The organism is Novosphingobium panipatense (assembly GCF_900182875.1).
In the GTDB taxonomy this organism is placed as follows: Bacteria; Pseudomonadota; Alphaproteobacteria; order Sphingomonadales; family Sphingomonadaceae; genus Novosphingobium; species Novosphingobium panipatense.
This window is the reverse complement of the sequence record NZ_FXUI01000008.1, coordinates 61,824-77,397: the sequence shown is the minus strand read 5'-3', so window position 1 is coordinate 77,397 and position 15,574 is coordinate 61,824. Positions and strand designations below refer to the sequence as shown.

The window sequence follows — 15,574 nt, the reverse complement described above, 5'->3', positions numbered from 1 at the left end:
CCTCACGACGTCCTCCATCCGGCAGTGCAATCTGCCGGACCGACGACGAGCGTTGACTTCCCAACCCCGGCAGGTGCGCCGGGCTTTGAAGCGGGAATGCATGAATGGGCCGCGAGGTTGCACGTCCCTCGCAGGCAATTTGACAGATCCCCGTTCCTCACGCTGCGTGAAATCGTTTCGTACGCTGCCTAGTTCCCCGGCAAGCATCCGTGGCCGTCTAGCGCTGCACGAGCCTCCGGCCGGCATCGAGGTGGAGGACCAGGTCTGCCCGCGCCGGCATTTCGCGAAGGGCATGGCGCGTCAGGCGTTCGTAAAACTGCACGAAGCGATCAAGGGCGGCATCGTCCATGACGCGGCTCCCTTCAGCTTCGCCGCGCCCGATCCTCTCTCGCAGGTCCTGCTCCTGCTGGCCGCGCCAGTCCCGGACCACCTTGAAATCGGGCGCGGCGAGGAGGACGAGGCGGTCGATACGGGCGAACATATCCGCATAGGGGCCTGCAAGCGCGGCGTTGACATGCCCGCGCCAGATCGCCTGCGCGTCCTCCTCTCGCTCCAGCGCGTTCAGGGGCGCAGCGAGTTGGGCAGGGGACTGAGGGCGGGCGCCCACGCACCACCCCTCGAACAGCAGCAGGTCGCATCCTGCCGGAACCGTACTGCCCATGGAGGAGCGATCGTCCCTGGCCTTGTCGAACCGGGGGAGAGTGACGGCCTCTTCTGCACGCATGCGGTCGATCAGATCGATGCCCAGTGCCACGTCATGCGTTCCGGGTACGCCCCGGGTGGCGAAGAGGGGATGGACCTGCCGGGCGAGCTGGGTTCTTTCCTGCCGGGTAAGATAAAGGTCGTCGAGCGACAGTATCGCCACCCTGCGGTGACCGGCTTCGAAATGAGCCTTGAGTGCGGCCGCCAGCGTGGACTTCCCCGATCCCTGTGCGCCGCACACTCCGACCACCAGAGGGCCGTTTCTCGGCTCGTCGAGCCAAAGTTCGACCTCGGTGGCAACGCGTTCAGCCGACGGGGTCAAGCAGCGGCTCGCCGGCAAAGAAACGGTCAAGGTTGTCGGCAACCTTCATGCCCATCGCCGTGCGCGTTTCGATCGTCGCGCTGCCAAGGTGCGGCAGGAGGACGGCATTGGGCAGATCCAGCAGGGCAGGGTGAACCTCGGGCTCCGCTTCGTACACGTCGAGCCCGGCAGCGGCGATGCGGCGCTCCTTCAACGCCAGGGCCAGCGCCGCCTCGTCGACGAGCGAGCCTCGCCCCGTGTTCACGAGCACCGCGTGAGCCGGCATCCGGGCAAGCAGCGCGGCATCCACCATGTGGCGCGTCTCGGCTCCGCCCGGTGCGTGCAGGGAGAGCACGTCCGCCTCGGCGGCCAGCGCGCCCAGATCCGCAAAGTAGGCGTGGGGCGGCATGTCAGGGGCTTCGCGACGGCTGTGGTAGGCGATCCGCATGCCGAAGGCTCCGGCGCGACGAGCGGTGGCCCGTGCGATGCGACCGAAGCCGACCAGACCGAGGGTCTTTCCGGCGAGGCTCTGCCCCAGGAAGTTCGTCGGCCCCCAACCGCCCCACTTGCCGCTACGCAGTGCGCGCTCCGCCTCTCCCGCGCGGCGCATGGCCATGAGCATGAGGGTCATCGCGATGTCAGCGGTGGCCTCGGTCAGCACGTCCGGCGTGTTGCTCACGGCGACGCCGAATTCACGCGCGGCAGCCAGATCGATGTGCTCGAAACCCACGCCGAAATTCCCGATGATGCGGACACGCCGGTCAGGCGCGGACAGCATCTCGCGCGTGATCGCGTCGGCGACCGTCGGACAAAGAGCGTCGTGCGTGCGGATTGCTTCCGCCAGTTGCGCCGGATCGAGGGGGATGTCCGTCTCGTTCGGTGTCACGTCGTAGCTGACGCGCAGACGGGCTTCCACGGCTTCGGGCCAGCGGCGGGTGAGGCAAATCTTTGGCCGCTTGCCACCGGGAAAATGTACCATCGCTTCTTATCCTTGCTGCCTTGACGGCATCTGTCTGCTGGAGGGGCGCTGATCCCTGACACCCGCGCCTACTGGACAGGCGTAACGGTGTCCTCTGCGTCACCCAGCAGCACCGAGCCCACGGAGGCGGTTATCACGAACGTGATGGCAAGCCACTGGATCGCGCTGAGGTGCTCTTTGAGCAGGATGACGCCTGCCACCGCCCCCACTGCCGGTTCGAGGCTCATGAGCACGCCGAACCGGTTGGCCGGAATACGCTTCAGTGCGACCATTTCCAGCGAGTAAGGCACGGCGCTGGAAAGCAGGGCCGTGACGAGGCCGATGAGGATGAGAGAGGGGGCGAGAAGCGTCGTACCCGCCTCGTAGATGCCGAGCGGCACGACAAGGAAGGCTGCTGTCAGCATGCCCAGCGCGACCGCCTGGCCGCCGGGCAGGTGTACCGTCTTCTTGCCGAAGATGATGTAGAGGCCCCAGAAAAGGCCGGCCAAAAGCGCGAAGCCGATCCCCGCCGGATCCAGCGCGTGCGGTGTATCGCGCAGGGGCAGAAGCAGGGCAAGGCCTGTCGCCGCCAGGCCGACCATCGCGAAATGGGCGGGGCGGCGGGAGTGCAGGAGCGAGACGGTGAGCGGGCCGAGGAACTCGATCGCGATGGCCAGACCCAGGGGGATCGTGCGAATCGCCATGTAGAAGCTGAGGTTCATCAGCCCCAGGACGGCCCCGTACCGCACGACCGCGAACAGATCCTGCCGGCGCAGCGAAGCACGCCAGGGGCGGAACAGCGCAAGGAGGAAGAGCGCCGAGAAGCCTACGCGGTAGGCGATGGCGCCGCTGGCCCCCACTGCGGGAAACAGCTGCTTGCCGAAGGAGGTGCCCACGCAGAACGCCGTGATCGACACGGCAAGGGCGGCGTAAGGCGTCGCACGGTGCACAGCGTGCTGCAGCGGATGGGCGGTGGCCGGAGTCATGGGGAGGCTATAGCCGAAGAGTCATCGGCCGATCAGCCCCAGAGCGTGGCGTATGAACCGGTTGCGGTCCAACACCCACTCCGATCCGGGGGGGAGTTGCGGGTCGGTGTACGTCCAACTGCCGGGGGCGTAAGTCCGCTCGAACCGTCCGGTCGTCCCGTAGGCGAGCGACACGGCACGTTGCTCGCCCTGGTTGCCGTCGCCTTCGACGTGAGTGCCGTCCGCCCCGAATGAGCGGCCGCTGGTGCGCAGGGCGAAGACGAAAGGCTCGTCCCGGAAGCTTTCGACCGAGGTGTGCAGGAAAACGGAAAGGTAGACCTTGTCGAGCGCAGCCAGCGGGTTGGACGGCATCGTCCAGACCGGATCTGCAACCACGCTCCAGGGGTAATTGCCACGCTCGCCGTAGAGGATGTCGGTTCGAAGATCCACCAGCCCCTCCCGTACTGCCTGCGCGGGTTCGATCCGTCGGATGCGCAATCCATCCGCCCAGGTGAAGCCGAACGCGGAGGCATCCACCAGCGGCATCGCCGAAGGCGTGGAGCCTTGCGGTGTATTGGACACGGTGACGTTCTCGTACACGCGCAGGTAGGCCTTGTCCTTCAGCTGGTGGCCGCTGGACAGGTCCTGCCACGCGCGCTGGCCGTGGAATTCGGTGTTGCGGAAGTGCGAGACGAGCGTGCCGTTGATGTAGGCGGTATGTTCCTGATCGGTGTTGGTCCCCACATTGCCGGCGATGTCTCCATCCTCGATGTAGAGCATCGTCTGCCCGTTGGGGATGAAGATGGCGTTCTTGCCGCCGTAGACCCTCACTCGGCGCAGGACGGCGGTGAAGAGGCCGGGCCTGCGCGTGCCCGTCACCTCGAGGTGTACGGCGCCCTTGGGCTGTATGGCTCCGGGGAAGTCGAGTTCAATGTCCCGCATCTCGAAATGAACGCGCTGCTCGCCAACCTCGAACAGCCGCAGGTTGAGGGTGGCCCACTCGTCTGCTGTGCGGAAGGTGATCCGCGATCCGGGGACGGAGGAGCGGAAGATGTACTGGGTGCCCTGCAGCGCGCCGACGACCTGCGGCATCCAGGGCGAGAACGGGTAAACACAGGGGCGGCCCCGCGAATCTGTCGCTTCGTAGATGAATTCGTAGCCGCCTTCTGCCCGGCCCTGAAGCGGGTCGGCGCCGCGTCCCTCGTAGACTTCGCGTCCGGCTGCGCGGGATGCTTCGCACTTCACGCGCAGGGTCGTCGCGGGTGCGCGCAATCCCTCCATGGGCATGTAGAAGGGATAGAGCCGGTCGCTCTCCTCAGCGGGAAGGGGACGGAAGGAGGCGGGGGGCTGCGATGGTGTGGCGGCCGGGAGACGGGCGGGCGCCGCCACGTTGACAATCAGGGGAAGAGTCAGGGCGAGCAAGACTTTGGGCTTGAGGGGCAGCGGCGGTCCGATACCAGGCCTGCCGAGCGCGCGTGCTTTGCCTCGCACCGGCCTGCGCGTGTTCAGGGCGGCGAGGGGCACCTCGTTCATCCTGCGATCGCCACGACTTCGCGCAGGATCGGGCCCGGCCGGGCGAACAGATACCCCTGTCCCAGTCGGCAGCCCATCTCGGACAGCTTGCGCCGCTGCTCCTGCGTTTCCACGCCCTCGGCGACCACCTGCTTGCCGAGGCCCTGCCCAAGGCCGATGATGGCGCGAATGATCGCCTCGCTTTGTCCGCCGTCCTGGAAGAGGCCGCGGGTGAAGGACTGGTCGATCTTGAGCATATCGAAGGGCAGATGCTTCAGGTGGATCAGCGAAGCGTAGCCGGTGCCGAAATCGTCGAGCGCGACCGTCACGCCCGCTTCATGGAGAAGGGCAAGCGCATGCGTCGTTCCGTTGATGGCCCGTCCCAGAACGAAGTCCTCGATGATCTCGACGCACAGCCGGTCGGGCGCCACGCCAAAGTCGTCAAGGCGCCGCAAGAGCCAGACGGCATCTTCCGGCCCGTCCAGCTGGGCGCCGATGAGATTGATGGAGAGCTTGGGAAGCGCCTGCGGATAGTCGCGCAGGGCCGCCAGCGCCATATCGAGAACATGGTGCTGCACCATCAGGCCAAGGGTGCGCTCGTTAAGCATGTCCCCGAAGGTGGCGGGCGTCATCATGCCGTGCTGGGGGTGCTGCCAGCGTAGCAGCGCCTCGTGATAGCAGGCACGCCCCGTGTCCATATCGACGATGGGCTGGAAGTGCAGCAGGAACTCCTGCCGTTCGATTCCGTGCCGGGCTTCCTGTCCGAAGACCTGTTGCGTGTGCAGCTTCTCCCTCATGCGCGGCAAGAAGGCCTGCAGGCGGCGGCGGCCGTTCTGCTTCGCCTCGTAGAGGGCGAGGTCAGCGTTCTTCACAAGCACGTCAGGTGCGAGGGCGTCACGCGGCCACACGGCCGTGCCGATGCTGAGCGAGAGCGCCCAGGACCGGCCGCCATGCGTCAGCGTTCTGCCCTGCAGATGTTCGAGCCGCATCCGGATGCCGTCGGCAGAGCCGGGCGTCCAGGGCAGCAGGATCGCGAACTCGTCGCCCCCGGTGCGCGAGACATGCGCGAGGGGACCGGCCGCTTCAGCCAGTCCTGCGCCAACCTGTCCGAGCAGGAGGTCTCCCCCATCGTGGCCAAGGCGATCGTTGATGGCCTTCAGGTGATCCACGTCGAGGAGGAGCAGCATGAAGGGGGTTCTGGAAGCATCGGCGCACATGGCGCGCAGGCGCGACTGAAAGGCGGCGCGGTTGCCAAGTCCGGTAAGGTAGTCCGTCTGCGCCGCCCGGCGGAAGGTTTGGCTCTCCACCTCCATGACCTTGCGGGCCTGTTCGGCAGCATCGCGCTGGCGTCCGAGGAGGCGGAAACGGTCGGCGATGGCAAGGGCGAGGGCGGTGGACTCGAACGCCAGGGCCGCGAAGCTTGCCATGTCGATCAGATCGTTCTGGGGAAAAAGCCCGAAGTTGCGGCTGACGCGCAGGCCGAACACCACCAGGACCGGCGTCCAGCCCGCGAGATAGAACCACACCACGCGGCTGCGGGCGCGCAGGGCGATGATGGTGCCGAGGCCGACGCACAGGGCGCTCATCACGAAAGCGATGTTGAGCCACTGATCGCTCTGTCGCGGCTCTACGAACAGGCAGAAGGCTGCGAGTACCCCGCAGACGAGGTTGAACCAGGCCAGCGATCGCCCCCACGTCATCAAGGTGCGCGGCAGTATGCCTTCCTCGATGACCGTGATGAAGAACATGTTTCCGGCCGCGATGAGACCGGAAACCAGAAGGTAATTCGCCGTGGCACTGACCGGCCCCACGTATTCCGGAAAGACGAAGGCGAATGTGTTGGTCCAGGAAAGGCCGTAGCCGAGAACCAGCGCGGACCAGACCAGATACCAGCGCTGGAAGACGAGCCTTTGGCCCGTGTAGATGAGCAGGTTGAAGGCAAAGGCCGAGCCGATCGCGCCGATGAAGATGCCTATGAGCGCGAGCCATCGCCACTCCAGCTTCAGGAGGTCGGTCGAGGTGGCAGCGTCAAGCTTGCGCATGAGCGACAGGTCGTCGAGCCTTTCAAAGCCGACGTAGATATCGCGAACCGCGGCGCCTTTCCGCGTCACCGGAAAACGCAGCATCCCGCCAAGGCTCCAGTAGTCGCCCACGGCGCCCGGCGTGACGGTGGTGGTCTCAGCCTGTCCATCCCGGTGGACGATGACCACCGTCAGGCTGGTGAACCGGGCCTGGTCGATCAGGAGGTGCCAGTTGGAGGGCATGGCGGCCACGCGTCCCGGATCGCGCACTTTCAGCCACACCCATCCACTCCCATAGGCGTCATGGGAGGGGGGACTGGAGCAGTCGAAGCGGAGGCGGGAAACGGCCTCGGCGCTTGTCGGATAATCGGCGGCAGCCGTGGCATAGCAGGTGTCCGACCGCATGCGCACAACCTCCGCACGCGCCGTCGACGTCCACGAAAGTGCGGCCAGACAAAGCCAGACCAGGACAAGAAAGTACCGACTCCGCATGCACCAACCTTACCCGGGCGGATCCTAAAGGCTGCAGGTAAACGGCAATGGTTAACGAAAATGTGCTCACGGCGGTATCTGCCGCATGACACAAGTCGTATCTCCTGCCGTTCTTTCCTGTTAGCAAAGTCGGAGCGTAGACGGAGAAAATCTTTTCATGACAAGCGCTATTGCCGTCCGCGACCTTCCCGTTGCAGTGATCGGCGGGGGTTTCAGCGGGACGCTGCTGGCTATCAATCTGTTGCGCTATGGCGTTAAGGTCATCCTGATCGAACGCAGTTCGGCACAGCTGGCGAAGGGCGTGGCATTCGGAACCCGACGGCCCGAGCACCTCCTGAACGTACGTGCGTCCAACATGAGCGCCTTCCCGGACGATGCCGGGCACTTCCTGCGATGGATGCACTTCTCCGACGCGGACGAGGCGAACCGTTTCGTGCCGCGCCTCAGCTACGGGACTTACCTGCGCGAACTGCTGGTGCAGGCGCTTGCAAAAGCCGGGAAGGACGCGCGCATCGTCGACGGAGAAGCCTGCGCGATCGAACGGGTTGACAGCCACGCACGGGTGAAGCTGGCAAATGGCTCCATTCTCCCCTGCCGCGCCGCCGTGCTGGCGCTCGGCAACTTCCCTCCCTTGCCTCATCCGGTGCTGGAAGGGCTGCCATCCCACCTCTACCAGGCCGACCCCTGGGATCGCACGGCTCTTGAAGGCCTGGCGGAGCTTGAAGAGGTGATGGTGGTGGGAAGCGGCCTGACGGCAGCCGATGTGGTCCTGTCGCTGGAGGCGTCCGGGTTCCGGGGTCGAGTGACGGTGCTGTCTCGCCGCGGCCTCAAGCCCCTTCCGCATGCGGAACGCGGGCCGGTGGTGACGCCCATACCCGATCCCGAACTGCGCGGTACGGCACTCGTCCGCGATGTACGGCGCCGGGCGGCGGAGGTCGGCTGGCGTAGCGCGGTCGATGCCCTGCGGCCACACACCCAGAATATCTGGCGACGCCATTCCGCAGAAGGACAGGCTACCTTCCTGCGTCACTTGCGTCCGTATTGGGATGTGCACCGCCATCGCCTCTCCCCGACCGTCGCGGCTCGGCTGACAGAGCTCGAGGAAAAGGGGCGGCTCCGTTACCTCGCCGGCAAGCTGTGTGACGCCCAAGCCATCGACCAGCGCGTGCGGATCAGCTATCGGCCCCGGGGCGCTGACCGCCAGGAAGCAGTCATCGTGGACCGCGTCTTCAACTGCGCGGGTCCGGACGGCAACCTGCATCGCCTGGCGACGCCGCTGCTGAGGCATCTACTGGACGCCGGTCGCATCCGCAGCGATGCCCATGGCCTGGGCGTGGACGTGGACCATCTGAGCCGGGTGCGTGACAGGAAGGGCAACCCACAGGATGATCTTCTGGCCGTCGGTCCGATAACCAAGGGTGAGGCTTGGGAGATCGTGGCAGTGCCGGACATCCGGCGGCAGGTGTGGAACCTGGCCCGCTTTCTGGCGGATGAGCACTGGGTGGGCGGCGAGGGGTTGTAGAAGCGGAGCGCTGGCTTCAGAAGGTCTGGCGGGCAAGTACGGTGAACATCGCGCGGGCTTGATCCTGGCGGGCGGGGGTTTCTAGGAGAGGCCCGGTCCCACCGGCAGGGCGCTGCCGCCTGAGCCATGGTTTTGGAGATCGTGACGTGAAGCATATCCCCTGGATTCTCCTTGCGATCGTCGGCGCGCTCGGCCTGGCGGTCCTCGCCACGTCACGTGGAGAGCCGGTCAACGCGCTGTGGATCGTGGTCGCGGCGGTCAGCTGCTTCCTCGTCGCCTACCGTTATTACGCGCTGTACATCGCCCGTCACGTCATGCGGCTGGATCCGCTTCGTGCCACGCCCGCCCATACACTCGCCGACGGTCTGGATTACGTGGCGACGGACAAGCGCGTGCTCTTCGGGCATCACTTTGCGGCGATCGCCGGGGCGGGGCCACTGGTGGGGCCTGTGCTGGCAGCACAGATGGGATACCTGCCGGGCACGCTGTGGATCATCTTCGGCGTCGTGCTCGCGGGAGCGGTGCAGGACTTTATGGTCCTGTTCATCTCCATGCGGCGGGACGGCAAGTCGCTGGGCGAACTGGTCCGCCTTGAGATGGGGCCGGTTGCGGGCACGATAGCTCTGGCCGGTGCCTTCCTGATCATGGTCATCATCCTGGCCGTCCTCGCCCTCATCGTCGTTCGCGCGCTGGCGGAAAGTCCCTGGGGCATGTTCACCGTCGCGGCGACGATCCCGCTGGCGCTGGCGATGGGCGTCTATACGCGCTGGATCCGCCCCGGCCGTATCGGCGAGGTTTCGCTGCTCGGCTTCGTGGGTCTCATCGCGGCCATCGTCTTCGGCCAGAACGTGGCCGCTTCGCCCTTCTGGGGACCGCTGTTCACATTCACGCCCGAGACGCTCTGCTGGATACTGATCGGCTATGGTGCCCTTGCCTCGATCCTGCCGGTCTGGCTGCTGCTCGCTCCGCGCGATTACCTGTCCACCTTCCTCAAGATCGGGGCAATAACGGCGCTGGCCATCGGCATCGTCGTCATGGCGCCGGACCTGCGAATGCCCGCTCTGACCCCGTTCGTCGATGGCGGAGGCCCCGCCTGGTCGGGCTCGCTGTTCCCGTTCCTGTTCATCACGATTGCCTGCGGCGCAGTCTCCGGCTTCCATGCGCTGATCGCCAGCGGCACCACGCCAAAGCTGATCGGCAGCGAAGTCGACGCGCCCTTCATCGGCTATGGCGCGATGCTGATGGAGGCGTTTGTCGCCATCATGGCGCTGGTGGGGGCTTCTATTCTCGACCCTGGCATCTATTTCGCCATGAACAGCCCGGCTGCCGTCCTCGGCAGCGATCCGGCAAGCGCCGCACAGGCTGTCACCGCAATGGGCTATCCGGTTTCCGCTGAAACCCTGGCTCAGACCGCGCGCGACGTGGGCGAGCATACGATCGTTTCCCGCACCGGCGGAGCGCCGACGCTGGCGGTCGCCATGGCCGAGATTTTCAGCCACATCCTGGGCGGAACCGCCATGAAGGCGTTCTGGTACCACTTTGCGATCCTGTTCGAGGCGCTGTTCATCCTGACCGCCGTCGACGCCGGGACGCGCGCCGGACGCTTCATGCTGCAGGACCTCATCGGTCTCGTGGTGCCGTCGTTCCGGGCGGGGACGTCATGGGTGCCGGGTGTCGTCGCCACAGGCCTGTGCGTGGCCAGCTGGGGGTTCTTCCTCTATCAGGGCGTCACCGACCCGCTGGGCGGCGTCAATACCCTGTGGCCGGTGTTCGGCATCTCCAACCAGATGCTCGCGGCCGTGGCGCTGATGCTTGCGACGACGGTGCTCTTCCGCATGAAGCAGCAGCGCTATGCCTGGGTCACGGCCGTGCCTACCGTGTGTCTGCTGATCTGCACGCTCACCGCCGGCAGCCTCAAGCTCGTCTCGGCTGACCCCGCCGTCGGTTTCCTGTCCCACGCTGCACGCTTCGCGGCGGCAATCGAGGCAGGAGTGGTGCTGGCGCCCGCGAAGTCGATGGCGGAAATGCGGGCCATCGTTTTCAACGACCGCATCGATGCTGCGCTGTGCGCCGTGTTCCTGGCGGTGGTCCTGTCCCTGCTGTTCTTCACGATACGCACGTGCCTGGCGGCGTTGCGCGCTGATCGGCCGATCGTGAACGAAAGCCCGGCGCAAATGGTGCCGGCGGAATGAAAGCGCTGCGCGCCATGCTGCGCCTCATGGTGGGACAGCCTTCTTATGACGCCTATCTGGTGCACATGGCGCAGCGCCATCCGCACGCGACGCCGATGAGCCGTGTGGAGTTCTTCCGGAACCGGGAACAGGCCCGGTACGGTGGCGCGGGCGGAGGAAAGTGCTGCTGACCGTCTGGGCGGCTACGGGCGCAGCACCCAGCCGCCGTCGACGTGAATGGTCTGCCCCGTGATCCAGCGTCCCGCTTCCGAGCAGAGCAGAAGCGCCGTGCCCACCAGTTCGTCGGGTTCACCCCGGGCGCGCAGGGCACAGGTCATGTCGAGGAAGCGGATAAAGGGGGAATCGTCAGGCACCAGCATCTTGCCCGCGTCGGACATGACGTTGCCCGGAGCGATCGCATTGCAGGTGATGCCGTCCTTGCCCAGTTGTTTGGCAAGACTCGTGGTCAGCCCCACCAGCGCCAGCTTCGAGATCCCGTAGAGGCCGGTGGCGGGAAAGGCGCCGCCACTGGTCTGGTTGACGATGCGGCCGCCTCCGCGTGCGCGCATCGACGGGATAACGGCCCGTGCGCACAGCAGCGCACCGGTGAGGTTTACGGCAAGAGCGCGGTTCCAGGCGTCCAGGCTCACGGTTTCGCAGTTGTCGTAACTGATATCGACCATCAGCGCCGCGTTGTTGATGAGGATGTCGACGCCTCCGAAGGCGTCTTTCGCGGCAGCCCCCATCGCCAGCGCGGAGCCTTCGTCCGCAACATCCACCTGAAGTCCCAGCGCCCTGCCGCCCCGTTCGGTTATCTCTGCGGCGACGGCCTGGGCGCCTTCGCCGTTCAGGTCAGCCACCACAACAGTCGCGCCGGCTTGCGCAAGGCCCATGGCATAGGCGCGACCAATGGAATTGCCGCGGCCGCCGGCACCGGTCACGACGGCGACCTTGCCGTCGAGCCGGAACTGATCGAGCGAGAACGTCATCGTCGTCTCCTCAGCCTGCAGTGATGCCGGCGTCGATGGAAAGGGTCGCGCCGTGGAAACCGCGCCCGGCCTCCGAGGCGAGCAGCACAATGAGGTCGGCCACGTCCTGCACCTCCACCAGCCCGCGCATCCCGGAAAAGCGCTTGAGCAATTCGATGTCGCAGCCTTCCGGCGGCACGTAGTTCGCGGCGATGTTCGTCATCATGCCGCCAGGCGCGACCGCGTTGATGCGGATAGGCTTCTTCTGGAACTCCATGGCCATGGCCTTCGTCATTCCGACGAGGCCCCACTTGCTGGCGCAATAGGCCGCGGCATAGGCTTCGCCGATGTAGGAGGCGCAGGACGCGACGTTGACGATGGCGCCGTTCGTTTCCAGCAGGTGCGGTATGGCGGCTTGCGAGAGGAAGAAGGGGGCGTTGAGATTGACGTCGATGGTCCGCTCATACCGGTCGCGCGGCATGTCCGGCGTGTTGGCAAGGTAGATCAGCCCGGCCACGTTGCAGAGCGCATCGAGCCGACCGTACGCCTCAACGGCGCGGGCGACCACGGCGTGACAGGCGGCGGGGTCGGACAGGTCGGCCACTTCGCTGCGGACATCGGCCGATCCGAGCTGCTCCACCGTCTCGGCAAGGCCCTCCGCCGCGACGTCGACCAGCCAGAGCCTGGCACCTTCGGCGGCAAGCTTGACGGCGGTGGCGCGCCCCAGCCCCGATGCAGCGCCGGTGACGAGCGCGACCTTGCCGGACAGGTTCAGATTCTCGAAAATCATAGCTTCTCCCTTGTCACGCCGGTCGCCTTCAGAAACGGCATGGCCGCTGTCGCAAGCGCGTTATCCTGGTGCGCGATGGCACCGAGCAGGTTCACATCCTTGAAGAGCAGACCCGCCCCGTGCGCGAACGCCGAAGGGGAGGGGAGGCGGGCGAAGACTTCGAAACCGAAGCTGCGGCCGCTCGAATGCTGGATCAGATCCGCCATCGCCGAGCGCGCGACGCCAAGGCCTTCCGCGAGCGCAAGAGCGCTGTAGGCCAGCCCCATGTTGGCGGCGAGAAGGGCGTTGTTCACGATCTTCGCGCGCTGGCCGGCGCCCGCCTCGCCAAGAAGGACGATCTTGTGGCCGAACGTCTGCAGGATGGGCAGCGCCTGATCGAAGGCGGCTGTGCTGCCACCGCACATCACCGTCAGCGTGCCGGCTTCAGCGGCAGGGCTGCCCCCGCTGACTGGTGCGTCGAGCAGGAGAACCCCGCGTTCCGCTGCGGCGTGCGCGAGATCCTCGCAGGTCTGCGGAAGGACCGTCGAATGGATCGCCAGCAGGCTGCCGCGCCGCATCGCGGGCAGGATCCGTCCGCAGACCTCCCGCACGTCCGCGTCGTTGACGACGCAGACCCCCACGTGCTCGCAGGCGGCGCCAAGCTCCTCGATCGAGGCGGCAACATCGGCACCTTTCTCCCGGAAAGGCGCTGTGGCTTCCGGGCGCCGTGCCCAGACGGTCAGGCGGTTGCCCGCCATCATGCGCACGGCAATGGGCGCGCCCTGCGAACCGAGGCCGATGAACCCGACGTCAGCCATGCCAGGGCAGCCCATTTTCGACCTTGCCGATCATGTCCAGCACCACTCCGTTGATCCGCGAGGCCTTTGGCCACCCCGCGTGTGTGCCGTACTGCAGGACGAACTCGAGCATTTCCGCCGGTTGGCAGTTGCCGCTCGCCATGGCCGCGTGAATATGGCTGCGGATCGGAATGTCGGCGCCGGATTCGCACACACCCACAAGCGTGATCCATCGCCGCGAACGTTCGTCGAGACCCGGGCGCCGCCACATCTCGCCGAAGACGAAGTTGTTGATGCCTTCAAGGTACGGGTTCGAAGGCGGTCCGGGCGGGAAGGTCATGACCTTGTGGAAGGCTGCGTGTCCTTGGGCCACGCGTTCCTCCGGATCCCAGGGCGCGGGACGGATCGGCGGGACCTCGGCAGGCGCGAGCCCCTTTTCCTTGGACATCCGGGTCACGGCACGGTCCAACCGGCCGCCGTTCCCCCAGCCGGAATAGACGGCGAGGTGAAGCGCGGCCTCCCGCAGTTCAACCAGCGTCAGGGCCTCGGTCGTGAGGGCGCCGCGCACGAAGTCGTCCAGCTGCGTATCCGCGAGTCCGCAGGTGGCGGCCGATGCCAACGCGACAAGGAAGCGCGCGCGGCGTGGAAGACCGGGGCGCGCCCACACTTCCGCGAACACAAAGTCGCGCCAGGATTCCTCGAGCAGGGTGGCAGGCGCGGCGGCTGCCCGGCCGGTGACGTCCCCCTCGATGGCGACGCCACGGGCGCTGCGGTCCCTCGGGTCGAGCAGGGTCATTGCAGGTTGATCCATACGTTGCGCACCTGCTGGAATTCGCGAAGGCCCTCGATCCCGCCGAGACGGCCATGGCCTGAATGCTTCATCCCGCCGAAAGGCACGCAGGGCGTCATTGCCTCGCCCGATCCGTTGACCTGAACCTGTCCGGCCATCATCTGACCGGCGACCCGGTGCGCGCGGGCGAGGTTGGTCGTGTGGACGTAGGCGCCGAGGCCGTAGTCGGTGCCGTTTGCCAGCGCGACGGCTTCCTCCTCGCTGTCGAACGGCGTGACCACCAGCACAGGCCCGAAGACCTCGTGGCGCGCGATTTCGCTACCGGGCGCCACGTCGGCAAGGATGGTGAGCGGGTAGAACGTGCCGCCGGCGTGATCACCGCCCATGCGCTCTCCGCCGCAGACCACGCGCCCACCTTCGGCAGCGCCGCGCTTCACCAGTCCGTGGATCCGTTCAAGCGCAGTCTCCGAGATAACCGGACCCATGACCGTGTCCATCGCGAACGGATCGCCAACCTTTATGTGACCCGCCATGGCCCCAAGCATCTGGACGTAGGGTTCGTAGATCGTGCGTTCCACGAGCAGTCGCGTGCCGTTCACACACCCCTGTCCGTTCGCGCTGACCCCGCCCGACAGACCGCGCTTGGCCGCTGCCTGAAGGTCGGCGTCGGCAAACACGAGGACTGCGGACTTGCCCCCCAGTTCAAGGCCGACGGGCTTCAGGGCCGGCGCCGCGCTGCCCAGGATCTTGCGCGCCGTGGCACCGCTGCCGATGAATTCGATCTTGTCGATGCCCGGATGCTCGACCATCGCGGCGCCCACGTCCGGTCCGCCTGTCACCAGGTTGACGACGCCGGGGGGAAAACCGGCCCGCTGCACCAGTTCCATCAGTTTCATAAGCGACCACGGCGCCGTTTCGGGGGCCTTGAGGACCAGGCAGTTACCGGCTGCCAGGGCGGGAGCCATCACCATCGTGGCGGCGAAAAGCGGTCCGTTCCAGGGCACGATGACGCCGATCGTGCCATAAGGCTCGTAGCTGACGTAGTCATGGGCAGGCCCGCCCCAGGTCGGCACGGTGCGGCCTTCGAGCTTGTCGGCCCAGCCGCCGAAGTAGCGGAATTTTTGCGCAGCGTCGGCGCTCATGTGCGGTCCGGCCAGGAGGATGGAGCCGTTCTCCGCCGTCAGCAGGGGGGACATCTCCGCCGCACGTTCCTCTATTGCGGACGCCAGCTTCAGCATGAGGTCGCGCCGCTTGTCACCGGGCATGGCGCGCCACGCCGCTTGCGCCGCCTTCGCGGCGGCCACGGCCCGGTCCACGTCGGCGGCGCTTGCCAGCCTGATCTCTCGCGTTGTCTCTCCGCTTGCGGGGTAGATGTGGGCAAAGGCCTCCCCCGTGCCGCCCGCCTCGGCCTTCCCGCCGATCATGAGCGCATGTTCGGGCAGGGAAATGTCGGGCATGCGAAAGCCCATGATCCTGATCTCCTCTCCGCTGGCGGTGGACCGCCGTTGTTTGTTCGCGAGGCTATCGGCCGGAAAATAGGTGGTCAATTGACTTGAATTACACCTATTCACCCGGAATATCAGCGGAGGCAGGTAATAATAGGCAT

At 66.2% G+C, this 15,574-nt stretch carries 13 protein-coding genes; 3 read left to right on the top strand and 10 right to left on the bottom strand.

Going from position 1 to position 15,574, the window contains the following annotated elements:
- Positions 1-217: 217 nt before the first annotated feature.
- The 5 genes from QOL62_RS13320 to QOL62_RS13300 form a co-directional block, all read right to left on the bottom strand.
- Positions 218-1,024 (bottom strand): kinase, encoded by an 807-nt coding sequence (locus QOL62_RS13320; protein ID WP_103728843.1) that lies wholly within the window; start codon positions 1,022-1,024, stop codon positions 218-220.
- A complete protein-coding gene (locus QOL62_RS13315) occupies positions 1,008-1,982 on the bottom strand; it encodes a 2-hydroxyacid dehydrogenase (RefSeq protein ID WP_283406629.1) in 975 nt (324 codons plus the stop codon). The genes QOL62_RS13320 and QOL62_RS13315 overlap by 17 nt, the downstream gene beginning before the upstream one ends.
- Before the next feature lie 68 nt (positions 1,983-2,050).
- Positions 2,051-2,947 (bottom strand): EamA family transporter, encoded by an 897-nt coding sequence (locus QOL62_RS13310; RefSeq protein ID WP_103728845.1) that lies wholly within the window; start codon positions 2,945-2,947, stop codon positions 2,051-2,053.
- A 21-nt stretch (positions 2,948-2,968) separates the two neighbouring features.
- Positions 2,969-4,459, bottom strand: coding sequence for a hypothetical protein (locus QOL62_RS13305; RefSeq protein ID WP_283406628.1), 1,491 nt, complete (start codon positions 4,457-4,459; stop codon positions 2,969-2,971).
- Positions 4,456-6,864, bottom strand: a complete 2,409-nt coding sequence (locus tag QOL62_RS13300) for a putative bifunctional diguanylate cyclase/phosphodiesterase (RefSeq protein WP_283406627.1) — start codon at positions 6,862-6,864, stop codon at positions 4,456-4,458. Before QOL62_RS13300 ends, QOL62_RS13305 begins: the two co-directional genes overlap by 4 nt.
- Before the next feature lie 244 nt (positions 6,865-7,108).
- Between QOL62_RS13300 and QOL62_RS13295 the strand changes: the two genes are divergently transcribed.
- The 3 genes from QOL62_RS13295 (at position 7,109) to QOL62_RS13285 (ending at position 10,835) form a co-directional block, all read left to right on the top strand.
- A complete protein-coding gene (locus QOL62_RS13295) occupies positions 7,109-8,473 on the top strand; it encodes an FAD/NAD(P)-binding protein (protein WP_283406626.1) in 1,365 nt (454 codons plus the stop codon).
- A 146-nt stretch (positions 8,474-8,619) separates the two neighbouring features.
- A complete protein-coding gene (locus QOL62_RS13290; protein WP_283406625.1) occupies positions 8,620-10,665 on the top strand; it encodes a carbon starvation CstA family protein in 2,046 nt (681 codons plus the stop codon).
- Positions 10,662-10,835 (top strand): YbdD/YjiX family protein, encoded by a 174-nt coding sequence (locus QOL62_RS13285; protein WP_283406624.1) that lies wholly within the window; start codon positions 10,662-10,664, stop codon positions 10,833-10,835. The genes QOL62_RS13290 and QOL62_RS13285 overlap by 4 nt, the downstream gene beginning before the upstream one ends.
- Positions 10,836-10,847: 12 nt before the next feature.
- Here the strand turns inward: QOL62_RS13285 and QOL62_RS13280 are convergent, their stop codons facing one another.
- From QOL62_RS13280 to QOL62_RS13260, 5 genes are read right to left on the bottom strand one after another with little or no spacing between them, the layout of a single operon-like run.
- Positions 10,848-11,633: an SDR family oxidoreductase gene (locus QOL62_RS13280; protein ID WP_283406623.1), complete on the bottom strand. Its 786-nt coding sequence runs from the start codon at positions 11,631-11,633 to the stop codon at positions 10,848-10,850.
- 10 nt (positions 11,634-11,643) lie between these two features.
- The gene (locus QOL62_RS13275; RefSeq protein ID WP_283406622.1) at positions 11,644-12,402 is read right to left on the bottom strand and encodes an SDR family NAD(P)-dependent oxidoreductase; all 759 of its coding nucleotides are present in this window, start codon (positions 12,400-12,402) and stop codon (positions 11,644-11,646) included.
- A complete protein-coding gene (locus tag QOL62_RS13270; protein WP_283406621.1) occupies positions 12,399-13,199 on the bottom strand; it encodes an NAD(P)-dependent oxidoreductase in 801 nt (266 codons plus the stop codon). The genes QOL62_RS13275 and QOL62_RS13270 overlap by 4 nt, the downstream gene beginning before the upstream one ends.
- Positions 13,192-13,974, bottom strand: a complete 783-nt coding sequence (locus QOL62_RS13265) for a carboxymuconolactone decarboxylase family protein (protein WP_283406620.1) — start codon at positions 13,972-13,974, stop codon at positions 13,192-13,194. The genes QOL62_RS13270 and QOL62_RS13265 overlap by 8 nt, the downstream gene beginning before the upstream one ends.
- On the bottom strand, positions 13,971-15,437 hold the full coding sequence (locus QOL62_RS13260) for an aldehyde dehydrogenase family protein (RefSeq protein WP_283406619.1): 1,467 nt from the start codon (positions 15,435-15,437) through the stop codon (positions 13,971-13,973). Before QOL62_RS13260 ends, QOL62_RS13265 begins: the two co-directional genes overlap by 4 nt.
- Positions 15,438-15,574: the final 137 nt, after the last annotated feature.